The sequence below is a fragment of the Tahibacter harae genome (assembly GCF_024437735.1).
In the GTDB taxonomy this organism is placed as follows: Bacteria; Pseudomonadota; Gammaproteobacteria; order Xanthomonadales; family Rhodanobacteraceae; genus Tahibacter; species Tahibacter harae.
Genome location: NZ_JANFQO010000011.1, coordinates 86,047 through 104,497 on the forward strand (window position 1 = coordinate 86,047; position 18,451 = coordinate 104,497).

Here is an 18,451-nt window from a genome sequence, read left to right on the forward strand (position 1 = left end):
CGTGATCACCCGTTCCATCGCCGAATTCCAGCAGGCGTTCGCGCGCCTGGCGCCGCGCGCGCCGGCCTGTGCGCGGGCCGCCTTCCTGATTACGCCGCTGGGCTTCCGCCTGGCCGAGCAGTCGGCCAGCGACAACCGCTACATGGCCATGGACCAGGGTGTGGATGCGAACGCGGCGCTGGCCGAACACGCCGGGCTGGCGCGCCGGATCAGCGCGGTGCTGCCGACGGTGTGCTTTCCCGGCGATGCGGCCACGCCGGACGCGGTCTTCCCCAACAACGTGTTCGCCACCGCGCCCGGCCGCAGCATCATCGGCCGCATGCGCCATCCCGTGCGCCAGCGCGAGGCGCAGCGGCCGGATATCCGCGGCTTCTTCCGCGGCGTGGCCGGATATGAAGAAATTGATTTGTCCACCCTCGACGGCGTGGCCGAACTCACCGGCAGCCTGGTGATAGACCGCGCCCGCGGCATCGGCTACTGCGGCCTCGGCGAACGCTGCGACGCCGCCGGTGCGGCGGCCATGCACGCGGCGTTCGGGCTGGAACTCACCTTCTGCTTCGACCTGGCTGCCGGCGAATACCACACCAACGTGGTGATGTCGGTGCTGGCCGGACGCGCCCTGCTGATCGCGCCGGACGGCTTCGCCGACGCGGCCGTGGCCGCCGCCATCGCCCAGGCCTACGCGCCGCGCAGCCTGCTGCTCAGCGCCGCGCAGAAGGCCGACTACGCCGGCAACTGCATCGCGCTCAGCGAGGATACGGTCTGGTTCAGCACCCGCGCCGCGGCCAGCCTGCGGCCGGAACAGAAGGCCGCGCTGGCGGACTGGGGCTTTCGCGTCGAAACCGTTCCGTTGGCCGAGATCGAGAAGGCCGGCGGCAGCCTGCGCTGCTGCGTCGGCGAGATCTACTGAGGCGGCCGGCGCAGTGCCGCAACACCCCGGCGCAGTTCCCGCCGCGGTGCGGCGCAGTTCAGGTGCAATTCAATCCGCGCTACCGAGACTCGGACGCCCTCGCTAAGATGAACGCATGCAACGACTGGCGGTTTCCTTGCTACGCATTCCCGCCCTGGTCGCGCTGAGCGTGATCAGCACCGCCGCCTTCGCACAGCTGACGCTGGAAGATGCGGTGGAGCGGGTGCAACAGGAGATCCAGGGGCGCGTACTCAAGGCCGAAGAAGTCACCATCGGCAAGAAGAAGCTCTACCGGATCAAGCTGCTGACCCGCGACGGGCGTGTACAAGTAGTGAAGATTCCCGCGGACGAGAACAAGGAGAGCCGATAATGCGAGTCCTGCTGGTCGAAGACGAGGCCCCGCTGCGCGAAACCCTGGCGGCGCGGCTCAAGCGCGAAGGCTATGCGGTGGACTGCGCCGCGGACGGCGACGAAGGTTTGTACCTGGGCCGTGAAATGCCGTTCGACGTGGCCGTGATCGACCTGGGCCTGCCCAAGCGCCCGGGCATGGAACTGGTCAAGGCGCTGCGCGACGAAGGTCAGCGCTATCCCATCCTGATCCTGACGGCGCGTTCCAGCTGGCAGGACAAGGTCGAAGGCCTCAAGGCGGGCGCCGACGACTACCTGGTCAAGCCCTTCCACGTGGAAGAACTGCTGGCCCGCCTCAACGCCCTGGTGCGCCGCGCCACGGGCTGGACCAAGCCGGTGCTGGAATGCGGCCCGGTACAGCTGGATACGACGGCGCAGAGCATCACCGTCGATGGCAAGCCGGTCGACCTCACCAGCTACGAATACAAGGTGCTGGAATACCTGATGCTGCATGCGGGCGAGCTGGTGTCCAAGGCCGATCTCACCGAACACATCTACCAGCAGGATTTCGACCGCGATTCCAACGTGCTGGAAGTCTTCATCGGCCGCCTGCGCCGCAAGCTGGATCCGGACGGCCACCTCAAGCCCATAGAAACCGTGCGCGGCCGCGGCTACCGGTTCGCCATTCCGCGCAGCGACAGCCCGGCGGAGTAAGTTTCCATGGCGCAACGGCGGCCGCTGTCGCTGCAGGCGCGGTCGACCGTCGCGGCGGGTCTGGCGCTCGCCGCCTTTCTCGGCGTGACCGGCTTCGCGCTGGACCGGGCCTATTACGACGCCACGGTCGCGGCCATGCGCGACCGGCTGCAGGGCTACGTCTACGCCTACCTGGCCGGTTCCGACGTACTGCGCGGCAGCAAGCTGCTGCCGCCGGAAACCCTGCCCGATCCCGAATTCAACCGGCCCGGTTCCGGTCTCTACGCCGTCGTGGTCGGCGAGGCCGAGTCGCTGCGCTGGGAATCGCCCTCGGCGCTGGGCCGCGAGCTGGCCTTCGACACGCGCCTGCCGGTAGGCGAGACCCGTTTTGAAGGCCCGCTGGACAATGCCGTCGGCCGTGTCTTCGTGTTCTCCCAGGGCGTGAGCTGGGAAGTGGACGAACGCAAGCCGGTGAAGCTCACCGTGCACGTGGCCCAGAGCGAGCAGCCCTTCCTGCGCCAGATCACCGCCTTCCGCCGCACCCTGGCGCGCTGGCTGGGCGCACTGGCGGTGGTACTGCTGCTGCTGCAGGTGGCGCTGCTGCGCTGGGGCCTGAGCCCGCTGCGCACCATGGTGCGCGATGTGGACAATGTGATGAATGGCGAGGCCGACCGCCTGCCCGGCCAGTATCCGGCCGAGATCGCGCCGCTGACCGGCAGCCTCAACGAGCTGATCGACTTCGGCCGCGAGCAACTGGACCGCTACCGCAACACCATGTCGGATCTCGCCCACAGCCTGAAGACGCCGCTGGCCGTGCTGCGCAGCGAGATCGACAGCGATGCCGGCTATCACAGCCTGCGCCGCAGCGTGGAAGACCAGGCCCAGCGCATGCACGACATCGTCTCCTACCAGCTGTCGCGCGCGACCGCCTCGCGCCACCAAGTGTTCTCCACCGCGCTGCCGATCGAGACCGCAGCCGAGGGCATCGTCGCCAGCCTGGAGAAGGTCTACGCCGCCAAGCGCGTGCTGTGCGAATTTGAACTCGACGCCGACGCGCGCTTCTTCGGCGCCCAGGGCGACCTGATGGAGCTGCTGGGCAACCTGCTCGAAAATGCATTCAAGTGGGCCAACCGCCGCGTGCTGCTGACCGCCCACGTGGTCAAGGCGCCGCGCATGCGCCGCGCCGGCCTGGAGCTGCGCGTGGAGGACGACGGCCCCGGCATTCCGCCGGAGAAAGTGGAACACCTGTTGCAGCGCGGCGTCCGCGGCGACGAGCGCGTGCAAGGCCACGGCATAGGCCTGGCCATCGTGCAGGACATCGTCAAGGGCTACCGCGGCACGCTCACCGTGCATCGTTCGGACGCGCTGGGCGGCGCCCTGTTCCGGATCAAGTTCGACGCGGTGGTCTAGCGCGGCGATGGAAGCGCCGCCGCGGCGCAAGGTCTGCGCCGCAGCGGCTGATTGCTCCGCAATGTCCCGCGCCGCGCACACGGCCGGCGCGACCGCCGCGCTCAATACTTCAGCACGTGCACTGCCGGTAGTTCGAGGCCGCGGTCAGCACATTCACTTCAGTCGTACCCGAGGCCGTGCCGCTTTTCTGGAAGGCGTACAGGTCGTCATCCGGCATGCCGTGGGCGGCGGTGGCGATGTTCTCCTGGCGGAAGATTTCCTTGAGCGCGGCCGACATGGTCGCCGTCAGCGCCGTGGTGCTGCCGCCGACCACGGCGCCGCCGATCACCAATGACGCCGATGCCGAGAAGCCTGCATTCACCAGCTGCGCCGACGCCGTCGCCAGCATGGCGGCGGAACTCAGGCCGTTGACGCCTTGCACGCCGGCCGCCGCTCAGGAGTTCGCCGCGGCCGCCGCCGTTTTCCGGTAGCCCGAACGCAGCATGGCGAACTGGAACGCGACCAGCGCCAGATAGCCGAGGAAGGCAATGCCGATGGCGCCGACGACCAGCGCATCCTGCGGCCCCGCCGCCAGCGGCGCGCCATCCGGCACGCGGGTGAAGGTTTCGGTGAAGCCCGGGATGAAATGGAAGAACAGGGCCAGCGAATACAGCGCGGTATGGGCGTAGGTCATCCATGGCGCCGCCGCGGCGCGCTCCAGCCAGACGGCGGCGGCCAGGGTAAGCAGAGTGAGGATGCTCAGTGCATGGGCTTCGTTGAAATGGCCGGTGCGGTAGATGCAAAGCCCGCTGACGCAACTGCCCACCGTCAGCCAGATAAACAGCTTGCCGCGGACACTGTGCCGGCTGATCCGGCCGCTGGCCGCCAGCGCCGCGATGCCGGCTGCCAGGCCGGCAATGCTGACCGCGGTATGGACCCAACCGAACGGGGTGATACCGAACATGGCGGCTGCTCCAGGAGAGTGCGGCGAACATGTACTGTCCGGCGCGCGGGCGGAATCCCCGGCCGGGCAATTCCGCGCTACCTCTTTCGGGTGTGCCGGCAGGTGTCTGCCGTTTTCTTCGCGTGACGTCGCCGCCTGGTTTTCCGCGCGGCCGATGCCATTCAGAGCGGCGGCTGCGTTGCGCCGGCAGTGCCGATGGCGGCGTAAAGCCGGTGTGCCACTGCCTCATGCTCGAATTGTTCCGCGACATAGTTGCGCGCATTCGCGCCCATCACCGCGCGCTGTTCGGCCGCCAGATCTAGCGCCTGTGCCAGGCAGCCTTGCAGTTCCTCGCTGCCGCGGTAGCTCCAGCCGGCGCGGGACTGGGCCACATGGTCGGCCAGTACTTCGCAGTCGCCGTTGACCACGACCGGCGTGCCCTGGGCCAGCGCTTCCAGGGTGACGATGCTGAAGCTCTCCCAGCGCGAGGGCATGACGAAGGCGCGGGCGCCGGCCATCAGGCGGCGCTTCTGCGCTTCGTCCACAAAGCCGAGGAAATGCACGCCGTCGCCGGGGCGCAGACCCAGGTGGTCGGCGCCGGTGAGCACCAGTTCCACCGCGCCGCGGCGGCGCGCGCGCAGTTCGCGGAAGGCGGCGATGAGTTCGCGGCAGCCTTTGCTTTCGTCGATGCGGCCGCAGTAGAGCAGGTAGGGCAGCTCGCGCTCGACCGCTGCGGCGGGATGTACGGGCACGGCCATGCCGACCACGGCGCCGGCTTCGGTGCCCCACAGGCGCCGGCCCAGGCGGCGCTCGGCCTCGGTCAGCCAGACGATGCGCGCGGCGCGCTGCGCGGCGCGGGCGTAGATGGCGAGATAGGCCGGCGGTTCGTCGTGCAGGGTGGGGATCAGCACGCGCTTGTGGGCCGGTACGCATTCCATGGCGAAATACGTGGTGGGATAGAGGTAGGTGCAGAACAGCACCGCGTCGTAGCCGGCGTGGCGGGCGTGCAGATGATCCAACAGGCCCGGACACCATGGCCCCTGCGCGCGCACGAACTGCTCGGCCAGTGGGGCGCGCCAGGGAATTTCCGCTTCGCCGCGCTGTTCCACGTGCACGGCATGGGCCTGCAACAGGCGCCGGTGCAGTTCGCCGAACCAGCTGCCGCGCGGCCAGGCGCTGGGAAAGCGGCGAATGGTGATGCCGTCGTGTTCCTCGCTGCCGGCGGGCAGGGCGTTGTCCCAGCTGCGATAGTCCAGCGCGCAGCTGGTGAGGATTTCCACGTCGCAGCGCGCGCGCAGCAATTGCGCGTAATGCCAGGCCAGCGCCTCGGAGCCGCCGGCCACATCGCGGTGGCAGCGCTGCACCACGATGGCGATGCGCTTCATGCGAAGGCGGCCAGTGCGGCGGCCAGGCGTGCTTCCAGCACGGCGGGGGCGAATTCCTCGCGGTAGCGCGTGCGGCCGGCCAGGCGCAGCAGGTCGGCCGCGGCCGGATCGCGGCGCAGCCGCTCCAGGCTGGCGGCGTAGAGGCGCGGATCGGATTCCTGCCAGAGCAACCCGGCCCGGCCCAGCGTATGCGGGATGGCGCAGCGCGCGCGCGCGACCGTGGGCACGCCCAGGGCCATGGCTTCAACCAGCGGCACGCAAAAGCCTTCATGCTCCGACAGCATCAGCAGTGCATCGGCGACCAGCCAGCAGGCTTTCAGCCTGGCATCGTCGATGTTGTCAAGAAAATGTACATGTTCGGAAATATCCAGTGCGGCGCAAAGGTCGCGCAGATGGCGCGAATAGCGCGCCAGGCGCCGGTCGTGCTTGCCGACCACGAGCAGGCGCGCATCGGCGGCGTAGTCGCGCCGGTAGCAGGCGAAAGCCTCGAACAGCGCCGCATGGCCCTTGTTCGGCGCAATGCGGCCCAGCATCAGGATATTCGGCCGGCCGTCGCCGTAGCGGTCCAGCAGCACGCTGTCGGCCGGCTGGTCCAGCAACGCTTCGCAGCGGTGGAACGGCGCCAGCACCTGGGCGCGTTCCGCCGGCAGGCCGGCGGCGACGAGTTCGTCGCGGTTGTACGGTGAGCAGGCCAGGGCCAGGTCGAAGCCCAGCGTTGCGAGCGTGGCGAGGCTGGCGCGGCCGGCGGCGCAACTGCGCACGTGCTCGCGCGACCAGCCGTGGAAAAACTCCGGCGGCGTGATGTTGTGGTAGCGCAGCACGCGGCGGCAGCGCAGGCCGGCCAGCTGCGCCTCGATGCGCGGCCAGCCTATCGAATAGTGGTAGATGACCAGGTCCTGCGCGCCCAGCCAGGCATCCAGGCCGCCGGTGGCGTGGATGCCTTCGCTCAGGCCCTGGCTATGGTCGGCGTACAGGCGCACGGCGTGGCCGGCGCGGCGCAGCGCCGCGGCCATCTCGATCACGTCGGTGCCGACGGCATCGTGCGCGGTCAGCGAAGGGGCGAGCAGGGCGATCTTCATGCGGGCCGGCAGGGGCTCACGGTGCCTGATCGCGTTGCGCGCCGCGCAGCGCGGCGACCTCGGCGCGCAGACGCGCGACCTCGGCCGCGAGATCGGCGACTTCCGCCGCCGCCGCATCGCGCGCCAGGGCCTGGCCCAGGCGGCGCTGCTCGCGCGCGATCTCGGGCAGGCTCAGCAGCAGGGCGCAGCGTTCGATCAGGCTGCCGATCACGGGCAGGCGGCACAGGCGCCAGAACCGGTAGCGGGCATTGAGGCCGCGTACTTCCACCCCGTAGCCGCGGCCTTCGGCGGAGTCGCGCAGATCGCCCAGAATGGCGATCTTGCTGTCGCCGGCGGCCAGGCGCTGCAGCACCAGCAGCTGGCCGCCAGGGTCGGGCGGGCGCTTGAGCAGGCAGCGGTAGGCCAGCTCGGCGAACTCCTCGTTGTGCACGTGCAGGAAATCGTCCAGCGCGTAGCGCAGGCGCTGCGGATGATCGACCGGAAAGGCGTCCGGTGCGAGGGCGCGGCGGCGGCTGTCGGCGGCCGGCGGCGGCGCCAGCTGTTCGGCGGCGGCGCGGATTTCCTGCTGCAGCTGCTGCAGCGCGTCGTCGGGGCGGGTCGTCATGCGGAGGCGGTGTAGCGGCGCGGTTTCAGCGCGATTGGCCCGCGGCAGCCACCGCGGCACCGGGCGCGGCCAGCGGGATGATGCCATAGGCGCGCGCGGTGGCGAGGTCTATCCACTGGTAGTCGGGCTTCTTCTGGCCGAAACCCGCGGCTTCGCGCGCATAGCGCGCCTGACCGGCGACCAGCGCGGCGGAGAAGCTTTCCAGTGCGTCGCTGTCGATCAGGCTGAGTTCGTTGACGAAGCCCGGCCGCGGCCGCACCGCGAGCTGGCGCGCGCCGAGCAGGGTGGTCTCGACGAAAACCGGCGAGGACTTCCGCGCATCCGTATGGAAGGCGAGCAGGGCATGCCGCGGCACCAGCAGCAGCACGCTGCGTATGCCCAGCCGTTCCAGCGCCGCGGCCAGCAGCAGGCTGCCGTCGATGCAGTTGGCGCGGCGTTCTTCCCAGACGTCGTCGTGCAGGCGCACGTGCTGGCTCCACACCAGCGGCCCGCGGGCCAGGCCGGGATCCTCGTCCGCATAGCGCACGCCGTGCAGCTGCAGTACTTCCCATACCGCGTAGACCGCGGCGGTGGTCTGCGCCGGTGTGCGCGGGCCGGGTTTCAGGCTGAGGAAGGGATGCCGTTCCGACGCTTCCTGCAGGATGCGGTCGATCACGTGCGAATTCGGGTCGGCATAGGCGGCGAAGATCCAGCCGAGGTCGACATGGTCCTTGCCGTCGCGCACGTAGTACAGCGCTTCGCTGAGTGGATGCAGGCGGATCTCGCGGCGCTGAACTTCCGCTGCCGCGGCGCCGCGCTGCAGGCGGAATTCGACCACGGTGTTCTGCGGCGTGGCGATGCGCGCCAGCGCGGAGCGGCTCCAGCGCAGCCGCGGCCGCAGCGTGTAGCGTTCGCCGGCGCGCGGCAGCACGGCGTCGACCACGGCGGGCTCGGCCAGTGCGGCGGTGCTTACGCTGAGATGGACGGCTTCGTTCGCGCTCTGCGCGGTCACTTCCACCGCGATCATGCCGCTGCCATCGCCGTAGCGCGCCTCGCCCGGCCTGCCCGCGCGCTGGGACAGATCCAGCACCGGATACAGCGCATCGTCCGGGCTGATGCTGATGCTCCAGCCGCTTGCCGCGGCGCACGGTTTCACGCCCGCTACACCGGCGATGGCGCAGGCCAATAGCGCCAGGAAACGGCGCAACGGAGTTTGCACGGAAAGCATGTGCCGACTATCGTTGCGGCCGCCTGTGCTTGTCCATAGGCCGCGCAGGGCGATGGCCTGCGTTCCCGACCAAGCCCTTCCCCGCGGAGTTCCCATGCGCAAGATCCTGCCTTCGTTCGTCGTCCTGCTTTCGCTGGCGGCCTGCAGCAGTCCGCCCCAGGACGCCAAGCCCGCCGCCGCTCCGGCCGCACCCGCGGCCGCACCCGCCAAGCCGGCGCAGAACGCGCCCGCTACAGCAGAAGGTGCCGCCGCGCCGGCTGCGCCCGCGCCGGTGCCCGAAGGCGCCTGCGGCGACCAGAGCGCCCTGCCCAAGGAACAGCGCCTGGCCAACACGCCGCGCTGGACCACGGCCAGCGAAGTCGACAATTTCGGCTACGAAGTGTTCCGCGGCGAAGCCGAAGCCGGTCCGTTCGCCAAGCTGGGCGACAAGCCCATCCTCGGCGCCGGCACCACCGACGAGACGCGCAAATACGAGTACCGCGACGACACCATCGATCCCTGCCGCGACTACTGGTATTACGTCGAATCCATCGCCACCGACGGCACGCGCGAGAAGTTCACCCCGGTGTTCAAGGCGCCGGCCAAGCGCCGCGCCGCCGCTGCGCCGGCGCAGTAAACGATGGCGCCAGGGCAGGACGTGCAGATGCACCGGCGTGTCCTGCTTTGTTTATTTGTCGCTTTGTTTCTTCTGCAGCAGGCCGCCCTGCTGTGGCTGTACTGGGGCGGCGCGGGCGCCAAGGTCCTGCTCGGCGACGAGGTGAACTACCTGGCCTGGGCGCGCGGCCTGGCCGGGCTGGGGCCGATGCCGGCACCGACCGGCTGGTGGCCGCCGCTGCAGGCCTGGCTGCTGGCCGGACTGTTCCGCCTGTGCGGCGAGCAGCTGTGGCTGGTGCAATTGCTGCAAACCGCATTGCTGATCGCCTGCGCCGGCCTGCTGCGCGCGATCTGGCGCGACGTGGACGGCCGCGTGCGCGCGGCCAACTTGGCCGCGGCGCTGTTTCTGCTCAATCCGTCCACCATGGCCTATGCCCATTGGCTGTGGCCGGAACCCGTACACCTGTTCCTGCTGCTGGCGGCGCTGCGCCTGGCACAGCGCGCGTCCACGCCGGCACGCGACCTGCTCGCCGGCGCGGCACTGGGCGCGGCGCTGCTGGCCAAGAGCCTGCTCAGCCTGTTCTGGCCCTTCGTCCTGCTGCTGCAGGGACGGCGCTGGCGCGGCATGGCCGCGTTGCTGCTGGGCGTGGCCGCGGTGATCGCGCTGCCGCTGTGGCAGGGCTGGAAGGAAACCGGCAAGCCCATGATCGCCGACAGCTCGGCCTTCAACCTGCTCGGCGGGCTCAAGGACCGCTGGCGCAGCGACTACATCGACGACAGCGTGGCCGCGCTGGCGCAGGACTATTTCCAGTCCGCGCCGAGCATCAGCGCGCGCAATGCGATCTATCTCGACCGCGCCGAAACCCTGGTCGCGCAGCAGGGCCTGCTGCCGACCTTGCAGCAGCAGCTGGAGCGGCAGTATTTCCGCCTGTTCAGCAGCAAGACGCTGCTGTTGAGCCAGCTGCCCGGGCCGGCTTGCGCCGGGCACACCGGCAGCTACCGGCCGGCCTCTGCCTGGTTGCCGCAGCTGCTCGCGGCGGCGGCCGATGCGCTGCATCTGCTGATCCTGGCCGGCTTTGCCGTGGGCCTGGCGTTCTGGCGGCGCTGGCGCGAACCGCTGGTGTGGTGGACTGGACTCTTCTTCGCCTACCAGCTGGGCCTGTATCTGCTGCTGCACGTGAAGGCGCGTTTCCTGCTGCCGTTCATGCCTTTCCTTTGCGCCTTCGCCGGCAGCGCCTGTGCCAGCCTGGGCCGGCCCGACGCCGCCGCGGCGGTCTGGCTGCATGGCCGCTGGCGCTGGGTGCTGGCGGCGCTGCTGTCCGCCCTGCTGCTGCTGCTGGCCCTGGGCGGCCCCTGGCTGGACCATAGTTGTGGCTGAGGAGGGCGCATGAACCGCGAGCAGGAACTGGAACTGCGCCTGGCCGAATCGCGCCATACCGAGACGGAGCTGCGCCGCGTGATCGAGCTGCTGCTGCGCGAAGGCGAGGCCGTATTCGCCAGCCGCAGCTGGCAACTGGGCCGCGCCCTGCTGCGCCCGCTGGAATGGCTGCTGCGCCGTGCGCCGGGCAGCGCCCAGGACGCGGCGCACTGGCGGCGCATCGCCGCGGCGCATGACGAAGATCTGGCGCGGCGGCGCCGGCTGCTGGAGCAGCTGTGTGCGGATCCCGCCGCCGAGCAGGAACTCGATGCCGTGCTCGGCCGCCTGTGGCGCGAGCGCGCCGGAACCGACCGCGGCGCATGAACGCCGCGCCGCGCGCCAGCCTGATCGTGCTGGCCTGGAACCGCTGGGAACTGACGCGGCGCGCGCTGGACAGTCTGCTGCGCTGCGACCTCGGCGACAGCGAGATCCTCGTCGTCGACAACGGTTCCAGCGATGCCACGGCGCAGGAACTCGGCGTCTATGCAGACCGCGTGCGCGTGCTGCGCCTGGCGCGGAACCTCGGCTACGTGCGCGGCAACAATGCCGGCATCGCGGCGGCGGCCGCGGACAGCGATATCGTGCTGCTCAACAACGACCTGGTCTTCACCCAGGCGGACTGGCTGGCGAAACTGCGCGCGTGCGTCTACGCCGCCGGCGATTGCGGCATCGCCGGCTGCCGTCTGGTCGACGACCAGGGCCATCTCCTGCATGCGGGCACGCGCGTGTTGCCCGACGATGGCATCGGCGTACAGACGCCTTCCGGCCGCATCGAACGCGACGTGGGCCAGTACAGCGATGCCGACCGCGTGGTCGAGGGCGTGGTCTTCGCCGCGGTCTATATCCGCCGCGCCGTGATCGACGCCATAGGCCCGCTGCACAGCGACTACGACACCTACGCCGAGGACAGCGACTATTGCCTGCGCGCCCGCGCCGCCGGCTGGCATACGCGGCTGTGCGGCGGTGTCACCTTGCGCCACGACCAGCACGGCTCCACCGCCGACGATGCGGCGCGGCGCGGCGAACTGCTGCGGCAGGGACGGGAGACCTTTGCGCGGCATTGGCTGCCGGCCCTGCGCGCGCAATACGGGACGTCGCTGCGCATCCACGGCGCGCTGGATTTTCCGCAGCACGTCGCGCGCTGGCTGCGGCCGCTGGCGCGGGCGCTGGATGCGGCCGGGATACGCCTGTCCTACCAGTCGCTGTATGCGCCGGTATTGCCCGAGGCCATCGCCGAACCCGGCGACAGCCGCGATCACCTGCTCAACACGCTGCGCCGGCGCGGCGCCGAAACAGCGCCGGCCGCGGCGCTGTGCGTGGGCGATATCGCGCTGTGGCCGCAGGTGCAGGCCGCCTACCGCATCGGCTTGGCCGATTTCGAGACCCCGCCGGATGTGCGCGAGCAAGCCATCCTGCACGCGATGGATGAACTCTGGGCGCCCAGCGGCTGGCACCGGCGCGAGCTGGAGCGGCTGGGCCTGGGCGCGCGCCTGCGCGATCTGCCCTGGGGCGTGGATGCGGCTTATGCGCATCCGGGCCTGCGCGCGCCGCGGGCAGCGGACGGCGACTGCGTGGTGCTGTGCATCGCCGCCTGGGACGAACTGGACCGGCCCTGGCGCCTGTTGCAGGCGTGGACGCGCCGGTTCCGCCGCGAAGACCGGCTGCGCCTGCTGCTGTGGCTGGATCCGGCCGGCAGCGACATCGCCACGGCCACGCGCGAACTGGCGCTGGATGTGCACGGCGGCCGCTACGACATCGTGCTGCAGCCGCGCCTGGCCGAGGAAGCGCAGCAGGTCGTGTTTGCCGCGGCCGATGTGGTCATCAGCACCAGCCGCGCCAACAGCCGCTGCTGGGCGCTGCTGCAGGCGCTGGCGACGGCGCGGCCGCTGGTTGCCGTCGCGCGCGGCGCGGCGGCGGAATGGCTGCAGCGGCATGCAGGGCGGGCGGTGGATGCGGATGACGTGTCCTGCGAAGACGCCGTGCTCGCCGCGCTGGATGAAGTGCTGGCCGATCTGCCCGCGGCGCGCGCGCGCGCGCTTCGCGCCAGCGGACAGCTGCGCATCGCGGCGGACTGGCGCAGCAGCGCGCAGATTGCGCGCAAGCACCTGGCGCGGCCGTTCGCGCCGGTGCCGCGTGCGCCGGCTGCGCCGGCGCAGGGGCGCGTGATCGTGCTCGGCATGCATCGCTCGGGCACGTCCTGCGTCGCCGGCCTGCTGCACATGCTGGGCGCCTATGCCGGCGAGCCCGGCAGCTTCCTGGTCAATGCAGCGGAAAATGCCCGCGGCTTCCTCGAACGCGGCGACCTGCACCTGGCCTGCGTGGGCGCACTGCGCCGGCGCGGCGGCGACTGGTCGATACCGCTGGGCTGGGACGAAACCGCGCTGCCCGCGGCGCGGGCGCAATGGCGCGCGGACTGGCGCCGCATACAGGCCGAACTGGAGCTGCGCTCGCCCTGGCTGGTGAAGGAACCGCGCCTGTGCCTGCTGCTGGACGAGGTCGCCGATCTCATCGGTCCCTGCGCGCTGGTGCACGTGGTGCGTGCGCCGGACTGCGTTGCGGCCTCGGTCTGCCGCCGCCACGGCCTGCAGGCGCCGCAGGCACTGGCGCTGTGGGAACACTACAACCGTGCCGCGGCGCAGCTGTGCCGCGACCGGCCGGCCCTGGTGCTGGATTACCATTGCCTGCTGCAACAGCCGCAGCCGCAGGTGCGGCGCCTGTACCGGCGCCTCTGCGACTACGGCGTGCAGGGCCTGCGGCTGCCCTCGGCGGAGGAAATCGCCGCCTGGGTGGCGCCGCAGCTCGCGCGCGAACGCAGCCCGCGCGGCTTTGCGCCCAGCGCGGCGCAGCAGGCGCTGTGGCAGGCGCTGCGCCGGCGCGCCGCGGACGAGGATGTGCCGCTGCCGCCGGCCGACGCCGGCGCGGCGGCCTTGCTGCAGCAGCTGGGCGCGGATCACCGCGCGGCGATGGCGGCGGAACAGGAACGAGGCGGATGACCATGCAAGCAAGCCCGGCGCTGGCCGCGCGGGTGGACTGGGACGGCCGGGAACTGCGCCTGCATGGCGTGGACGGCGAGATCGAACTCTGGCTGGACGGCGTGTTCTACGCGCGCCTGGCCGGCCAGGACGGCGCCGCGCGCCTGGCCCTGCCGTGCGCGCCGAACGGGCGGACGCGGGTGAACCTGGAGCTGCGCCGCGGCGCTGCATGCAGTGCCGCGGTCGCGCTGGAATCCGGCCGCGCCGGCCTGGGCCGCGCCGCGGCGGCATTGCCGCTGGCGCCGCTGGAAAATGATGAATATGTGGATATTGCGGCATGCGCCGCAGGGCTGGCCGGCGAGGCCGCCATCGTGGTGCCGGTCTACAACGCGCCGCAGGCGGTGCGTGCCTGTCTCGACAGCGTGCTCGCGCATACCCGCGGCGCAGCCCGCCTCATCGTCATCGATGACGCCAGCCCGGATCCGGCCGTGGCGCCGCTGCTGCAGGACTACGCCGGCCGACGCGGCGTGAGCGTGCTGCGCAACGAACAGAACCTCGGCTTCACCGGCACCGCCAACCGCGGCATCGCGGCGGCCGGCCGCGCCGACGTGGTGCTGCTCAATGCCGATACCGAGGTCGCGCCGCACTGGCTCTGCGGTTTGCGCCGCGCGGCCTGGAGCCACGCCGCCATCGCCAGCGCGACGGCCGTGTCGGACAACGCCGGTGCGTTCTCCGTGCCGGAGCTGGAGCAGGAAAACCCGCTGCCGCAGGACTGGAGTTTCGCCCAGGCCGCGCTCGCCCTGTGGCAGCAGGCCGGCACGGCCTATCCGCGCCTGCCCACCGGCAACGGTTTCTGCCTCTACCTCAAGCGCGCGGCGCTGGATGCGGTCGGCGTGCTCGACGCCGAAGCCTTCCCGCAGGGCTACGGCGAGGAGAACGACTGGTGCCAGCGCGCCGCCGCGGCGGGCTGGCAGCACGTGATCGCCGGCAATGTGCTGGTGCGGCATGCGCGCAGCCAGAGCTTCGGCCACGAACGCCGCCGCGCCCTGGGCGAAGCCGGCATGGCTGTGCTGCGCCGGCGCTGGCCGCACTACGAGAGCGAAGTCGGCGCCAGCCTGTTCTCGCCGCGCCGGCGCGTGCTGGACTGGCGCGTGCGGCGCCTGTACGCCGAAGCGCCGCCGCTGCCGCGGCTGCTGTGCTGGGAAGATGCGGAGGTCGGTGCGACCAATCACAGTGCCTGGCGCGCCGGCTTCGGCGGCGGCGGTATCTGGCTGCAGGGGCCGCAGGGCGTGCAGGAAACCTTCGGCAGCGAGAACCTCGCCGCGGCGGCCGCGCGCGCGGACCAGGCCGCGGCCTTCGCGCGCCTGCTGCAGCGCTGGGCGATCGCTCGGATCAGCGGCGCGCTGCCGGCGCATCTGGCCGCGGTCGCCGCCGCGCTGAACATCGCCGGCGATGGCTGGCGCGTGGCGAATCCGTTCGGAGACGGCGCATGAGCCAGGTGGCCCTGGTCACCGGAGCCGCTGGCCAGGACGGCGCCTACCTCTGCCGCGATCTGCTCGCGGCGGGCTGGCAGGTGCAGGCCGGCGTACGCCCCGGTGCCGAGGAACCGGCCCTGTGGCGGCTGCGCGAACTGGGCCTGCTGGGCCGGCCGGCCTTGCAGCTGCTGGCGCTGGACGTGCGCGACGCCGCCGCCTGCAACGACGCGGTGCTGCAATTGAAACCGCAGCAGGTTTTTCACCTGGCCGCGATCAGCAGCGTGGCGCGGGCGGCGCAGGAGCCGCTGGCCGCGGTCGACAGCAACGGCCTGGGCGCGCTGAACCTGCTCGAAGCCGTACGCTGCCATGCGCCGCAGGCGCGTTTCGTACTGGCTTCCAGCGGCGAGATCTTCGTGCCGCGCGACGGCGTGATCGACGAGGACTGCGCGCTGCAGGCGCGCCATCCCTACGCCCTGTCCAAGCTGCTCGCCCATGCGGCGGTGCGCACCTATCGCGAGAGCTACGGCCTGGCCGCTTCCGCCGCCATCCTGTTCAATCACGAATCGCCGCTGCGCGGCAGCGCCTTCGTCACGCGCAAGATCGCCGCGGCGGCGGCGCGGCGCGGCGCCGGCGGCGGCGAAGTGCTGCTGCTGGGCGACCTGTCCGCGCAGCGCGACTTCGGTTACGCGCCCGACTACGTCGCCGGCCTGCGCGCGCTTGCCGCCTGTGCCGTGCCGGACGATTACGTGTTCGCCAGCGGCGAATGCGCGTCGATCCGCGAGTTCGCCAGCCTGGCCTATGCCGCGGCCGGCATCGAAGTGCGGTGGCAGGGCAGCGGCCCGGACGAACACGCGCTGGATGCGGCCGGCCGGCGCTGTATCGGCGTCGATCCCGCCTTGCTGCGCCGCGCCGATGCGCCGCTGCTGCGCGGCGACGCGGCGCGGGCGCGGCGCGAGCTGGGCTTCGCCAATACGGTGCCGCTGCTGCGGCTGGTGCGGCTGCTGGTCGAGGCCGAGCAGCGCCGCCTGGGCCAGGAGCGCGCGCCGTGAGCGCTACGGACGCAATGCCGGCGATGCACGATCCGGCGCAGGAACCGCTGCGCCTGATCCTCAACGTGGACGCGATCAGTGCGCCGCTGACGGGCATAGGCGTGTACACGCGCGAGCTGGCCCTGGGCCTGCAGCAGCATCCGGCGCTGGGCGAGCTGAAACTGTTCTCGGCCTACCGCTGGGTGGACAGCGTGGACCAGGCTCTGCTGGTCAACCGCACCATACAGAACGTGCGCCGCGTGCTGCCGCTGCGCCGCGCGGCGCTGGAAGGCTATACCCGGCTGCGCGCCGGCCTGTTCCGGCGCAGCGCCGGGCATCTGCGCGACCACGTGCTGCATGCGCCCAACTTCGTGCTGATGCCGTTCGACGGACCCAGCGTGGCGACGGTGCACGATATTTCCTATTTGCTTTATCCACAGTTCCATCCGCCCGAACGGGTGCGCTTCCTCGAGCGCCACCTGCCGCCGACCCTGGCCCGGGCCGATGCGCTGATCGTCGACTCCGCGCATGTGCGCGAGGAACTCATCAACGTGCTGGGCGTGGACGAGTCGCGCCTGCACGTGGTGCCGCTGGGCGTGGATGCGGACTTCCATCCGCGCAGCGCAGCGCAGTGCGCCGCGGCGCTGGCGGCGCACGGGCTGGCGTGGAAGGGCTATCTGCTGGTGGTCGCCACGCAGGAACCGCGCAAGAACCTGGAGCGCCTGGTGCAGGCCTATGCCGGCCTGGACGCGGCGCTGCGCCGGCGCCTGCCGCTGGTCGTGGTCGGCGCGCGCGGCTGGCTGGACGCGCCGCTGGCGCGCGTGATCGAGCCGCTGGAACAGCGCGGCGAAGTGCGCCGGCTGGGCTTCGTCGCCGCCGCCGAGCTGCCCTGCATCTACGCCGGCGCCGCCGGTTTCGCATTTCCGTCGCTGTACGAGGGCTTCGGCCTGCCGCTGCTGGAGGCCATGGCCAGCGGCGTGCCGGTGCTGACGTCCAATGCGGCTTCCATGCCGGAAGTGGTCGGCGATGCGGCGCTGTGCGTGGATCCGCTGGACGTGGACGCGATCCGCGCGGGCCTGCAGCGCCTGTGCGACGACGAAACCTGGCGCGCCGCCGCGGTGCCCGCCGGCCTGGCCCAGGCCGGCGCCTATACCTGGCAGCGCACGCTGGAGCAGACCATCGCCGTGTACCGCGCGGCGCGGGCGCGCGCCAGTGCAACGCCGCCGGTGCTGGGGCATGCACGCCTGCCGCCGCCGCCGGCGCATGCTTCGTCATCGCCAGCCGCCGCAGCCCGCGGCGCCGTCGTACTGGTGAACTTCAACACCGCCGACCGCAGCCTGCGCTGCGTGGCCTCGCTGCGGCCACTGGCGGGGCAGATACGGCTGATCGTGGTCGACAGCGGTTCGCGGCCGGCCGATCTCGCCGTGCTGCGCGCGGGGCTGGCGCGTGACTGGCCGCAGGCCGAACTCATCGCCAGCCCGCTCAATATCGGCTTCGCCGCCGGCTGCAATCGTGCCATCTCGCGCTGCCTCGCCGACGCGGCGGTCTCGCATGTACTGCTGCTCAACAACGATGCCGTGGCCACGCCGCAGCTGCATGCCTGGCTGCTGGACCACCTGCACGGCCGCGCCGCAGCGGACCTGGCCGGCGGGCGCGTGCTAAAGCTCGATGCGGGCAGCGACGAAGTCGATTCCCTGGGCATCGCCTTCTACCGCAGCCTGCTCGCCTCAAACCGGCTGGATCCGCAGGAGCCGTATTTCGGCCCTACCGGCGGCTGCGCGCTGTATGCGCGGCGCGTGCTGGAAACCCTGCGCGACGCGCACGGCTACGTCTTCGACGAGGAATTCTTCTGCTACGCCGAAGACACCGACGTGGCCGCGCGCGCGCTGCTGCTGGGCTTTACGCCGGCCTACGCCGACGCAGTGCTGGCGCGGCACGAGGGACAGGCCTCCAGCGGCGGCGGCTTCAACGATTTCGTGCTCTACCACGGCATCCGCAATTCGTTGTGGATGCTGCTGAAATGCGTGCCGGCCGGCCTGATCCTGCGCAACCTGCCCTGGCTGCTCGCCATCCACGCCGGCATCGTGCTGCGCCACGGCCTGCGCGGCAAGGCGCGCGTGGTATTCCGCCTCTACCGCGACGCCCTCGGCGGCAGCCTGCGCATGTGGCGCAAACGCCGCTGCATCCAGCGTAGCCGGCGCATAGGCACGGCCGGCTTCGCACGCCATGTAAGCCGGCGATTCTACGACCGCGGCTATGTGCGCAATGCGCTGAAGGATTTGTGGGCGGCGTTGGTGGGGCGGAGGTGATTGGAGTATTGGGGTTCGGGATTCGCGCGGAGTGTGCGGTGGAACCCTGGGGTTTTTGGGAAGCGAAATTTACCGCTGCATTGAAGAAACGCGCGAAA

Annotated in this window: 17 protein-coding genes; 11 read left to right on the top strand and 6 right to left on the bottom strand. The window is 71.0% G+C overall.

Annotation, left to right across the window (positions count from 1 at the left end):
- Position 1: 1 nt before the first annotated feature.
- From NM961_RS13190 to NM961_RS13205, 4 genes are all read left to right on the top strand, one after another.
- On the top strand, positions 2-910 hold the full coding sequence (locus tag NM961_RS13190; protein WP_255914859.1) for an arginine deiminase-related protein: 909 nt from the start codon (positions 2-4) through the stop codon (positions 908-910).
- A gap of 115 nt (positions 911-1,025) precedes the next feature.
- Positions 1,026-1,280, top strand: a complete 255-nt coding sequence (locus NM961_RS13195) for a PepSY domain-containing protein (RefSeq protein WP_255914860.1) — start codon at positions 1,026-1,028, stop codon at positions 1,278-1,280.
- The gene (locus tag NM961_RS13200; protein WP_255914861.1) at positions 1,280-1,972 is read left to right on the top strand and encodes a response regulator transcription factor; all 693 of its coding nucleotides are present in this window, start codon (positions 1,280-1,282) and stop codon (positions 1,970-1,972) included. The genes NM961_RS13195 and NM961_RS13200 overlap by 1 nt, the downstream gene beginning before the upstream one ends.
- A gap of 6 nt (positions 1,973-1,978) precedes the next feature.
- Positions 1,979-3,361: an ATP-binding protein gene (locus tag NM961_RS13205; RefSeq protein WP_255914862.1), complete on the top strand. Its 1,383-nt coding sequence runs from the start codon at positions 1,979-1,981 to the stop codon at positions 3,359-3,361.
- A gap of 109 nt (positions 3,362-3,470) precedes the next feature.
- On the opposite strand, the gene NM961_RS13210 is transcribed toward NM961_RS13205, so the two are convergent.
- The 6 genes from NM961_RS13210 to NM961_RS13235 form a co-directional block, all read right to left on the bottom strand.
- Entirely contained in the window at positions 3,471-3,782 is a 312-nt protein-coding gene (locus tag NM961_RS13210) for a hypothetical protein (protein WP_255914863.1), read from the bottom strand.
- A 12-nt stretch (positions 3,783-3,794) separates the two neighbouring features.
- Positions 3,795-4,304: a hypothetical protein gene (locus tag NM961_RS13215; protein ID WP_255914864.1), complete on the bottom strand. Its 510-nt coding sequence runs from the start codon at positions 4,302-4,304 to the stop codon at positions 3,795-3,797.
- 161 nt (positions 4,305-4,465) lie between these two features.
- The gene (locus NM961_RS13220; RefSeq protein ID WP_255914865.1) at positions 4,466-5,668 is read right to left on the bottom strand and encodes a glycosyltransferase family 4 protein; all 1,203 of its coding nucleotides are present in this window, start codon (positions 5,666-5,668) and stop codon (positions 4,466-4,468) included.
- Entirely contained in the window at positions 5,665-6,747 is a 1,083-nt protein-coding gene (locus NM961_RS13225; RefSeq protein WP_255914866.1) for a glycosyltransferase family 4 protein, read from the bottom strand. The genes NM961_RS13220 and NM961_RS13225 overlap by 4 nt, the downstream gene beginning before the upstream one ends.
- Before the next feature lie 16 nt (positions 6,748-6,763).
- The gene (locus NM961_RS13230; RefSeq protein WP_255914867.1) at positions 6,764-7,351 is read right to left on the bottom strand and encodes a hypothetical protein; all 588 of its coding nucleotides are present in this window, start codon (positions 7,349-7,351) and stop codon (positions 6,764-6,766) included.
- A 25-nt stretch (positions 7,352-7,376) separates the two neighbouring features.
- Positions 7,377-8,558 (bottom strand): hypothetical protein, encoded by a 1,182-nt coding sequence (locus tag NM961_RS13235; RefSeq protein WP_255914868.1) that lies wholly within the window; start codon positions 8,556-8,558, stop codon positions 7,377-7,379.
- Positions 8,559-8,652: 94 nt separating this feature from the next.
- Between NM961_RS13235 and NM961_RS13240 the strand changes: the two genes are divergently transcribed.
- The 7 genes from NM961_RS13240 to NM961_RS13270 are packed head-to-tail and all read left to right on the top strand — an operon-like array spanning position 8,653 to position 18,353.
- On the top strand, positions 8,653-9,174 hold the full coding sequence (locus NM961_RS13240) for a hypothetical protein (protein WP_255914869.1): 522 nt from the start codon (positions 8,653-8,655) through the stop codon (positions 9,172-9,174).
- A gap of 27 nt (positions 9,175-9,201) precedes the next feature.
- A complete protein-coding gene (locus NM961_RS13245) occupies positions 9,202-10,530 on the top strand; it encodes a hypothetical protein (protein ID WP_255914870.1) in 1,329 nt (442 codons plus the stop codon).
- Positions 10,531-10,539: 9 nt separating this feature from the next.
- A complete protein-coding gene (locus NM961_RS13250; RefSeq protein ID WP_255914871.1) occupies positions 10,540-10,893 on the top strand; it encodes a hypothetical protein in 354 nt (117 codons plus the stop codon).
- Positions 10,890-13,562, top strand: coding sequence for a glycosyltransferase (locus NM961_RS13255; RefSeq protein ID WP_255914872.1), 2,673 nt, complete (start codon positions 10,890-10,892; stop codon positions 13,560-13,562). Before NM961_RS13250 ends, NM961_RS13255 begins: the two co-directional genes overlap by 4 nt.
- Positions 13,559-15,034, top strand: a complete 1,476-nt coding sequence (locus tag NM961_RS13260) for a glycosyltransferase family 2 protein (protein WP_255914873.1) — start codon at positions 13,559-13,561, stop codon at positions 15,032-15,034. The genes NM961_RS13255 and NM961_RS13260 overlap by 4 nt, the downstream gene beginning before the upstream one ends.
- Positions 15,031-16,065, top strand: a complete 1,035-nt coding sequence (locus NM961_RS13265) for a GDP-mannose 4,6-dehydratase (protein WP_255914874.1) — start codon at positions 15,031-15,033, stop codon at positions 16,063-16,065. Before NM961_RS13260 ends, NM961_RS13265 begins: the two co-directional genes overlap by 4 nt.
- A complete protein-coding gene (locus tag NM961_RS13270; RefSeq protein WP_255914875.1) occupies positions 16,062-18,353 on the top strand; it encodes a glycosyltransferase in 2,292 nt (763 codons plus the stop codon). The genes NM961_RS13265 and NM961_RS13270 overlap by 4 nt, the downstream gene beginning before the upstream one ends.
- Positions 18,354-18,451: the final 98 nt, after the last annotated feature.

Bases quoted from the DNA above. Each gene is read 5' to 3' on its own strand.
- NM961_RS13215 (WP_255914864.1), bottom strand. From the start codon at position 4,304: ATGTTCGGTATCACCCCGTTCGGTTGGGTCCATACCGCGGTCAGCATT.
- NM961_RS13235 (WP_255914868.1), bottom strand. From the start codon at position 8,558: ATGCTTTCCGTGCAAACTCCGTTGCGCCGTTTCCTGGCGCTATTGGCC.
- NM961_RS13200 (WP_255914861.1), top strand. From the start codon at position 1,280: ATGCGAGTCCTGCTGGTCGAAGACGAGGCCCCGCTGCGCGAAACCCTG.
- NM961_RS13245 (WP_255914870.1), top strand. From the start codon at position 9,202: ATGCACCGGCGTGTCCTGCTTTGTTTATTTGTCGCTTTGTTTCTTCTG.
- NM961_RS13220 (WP_255914865.1), bottom strand. From the start codon at position 5,668: ATGAAGCGCATCGCCATCGTGGTGCAGCGCTGCCACCGCGATGTGGCC.
- NM961_RS13260 (WP_255914873.1), top strand. From the start codon at position 13,559: ATGACCATGCAAGCAAGCCCGGCGCTGGCCGCGCGGGTGGACTGGGAC.
- NM961_RS13225 (WP_255914866.1), bottom strand. From the start codon at position 6,747: ATGAAGATCGCCCTGCTCGCCCCTTCGCTGACCGCGCACGATGCCGTC.
- NM961_RS13230 (WP_255914867.1), bottom strand. From the start codon at position 7,351: ATGACGACCCGCCCCGACGACGCGCTGCAGCAGCTGCAGCAGGAAATC.
- NM961_RS13255 (WP_255914872.1), top strand. From the start codon at position 10,890: ATGAACGCCGCGCCGCGCGCCAGCCTGATCGTGCTGGCCTGGAACCGC.
- NM961_RS13250 (WP_255914871.1), top strand. From the start codon at position 10,540: ATGAACCGCGAGCAGGAACTGGAACTGCGCCTGGCCGAATCGCGCCAT.
- NM961_RS13205 (WP_255914862.1), top strand. From the start codon at position 1,979: ATGGCGCAACGGCGGCCGCTGTCGCTGCAGGCGCGGTCGACCGTCGCG.
- NM961_RS13240 (WP_255914869.1), top strand. From the start codon at position 8,653: ATGCGCAAGATCCTGCCTTCGTTCGTCGTCCTGCTTTCGCTGGCGGCC.
- NM961_RS13195 (WP_255914860.1), top strand. From the start codon at position 1,026: ATGCAACGACTGGCGGTTTCCTTGCTACGCATTCCCGCCCTGGTCGCG.
- NM961_RS13265 (WP_255914874.1), top strand. From the start codon at position 15,031: ATGAGCCAGGTGGCCCTGGTCACCGGAGCCGCTGGCCAGGACGGCGCC.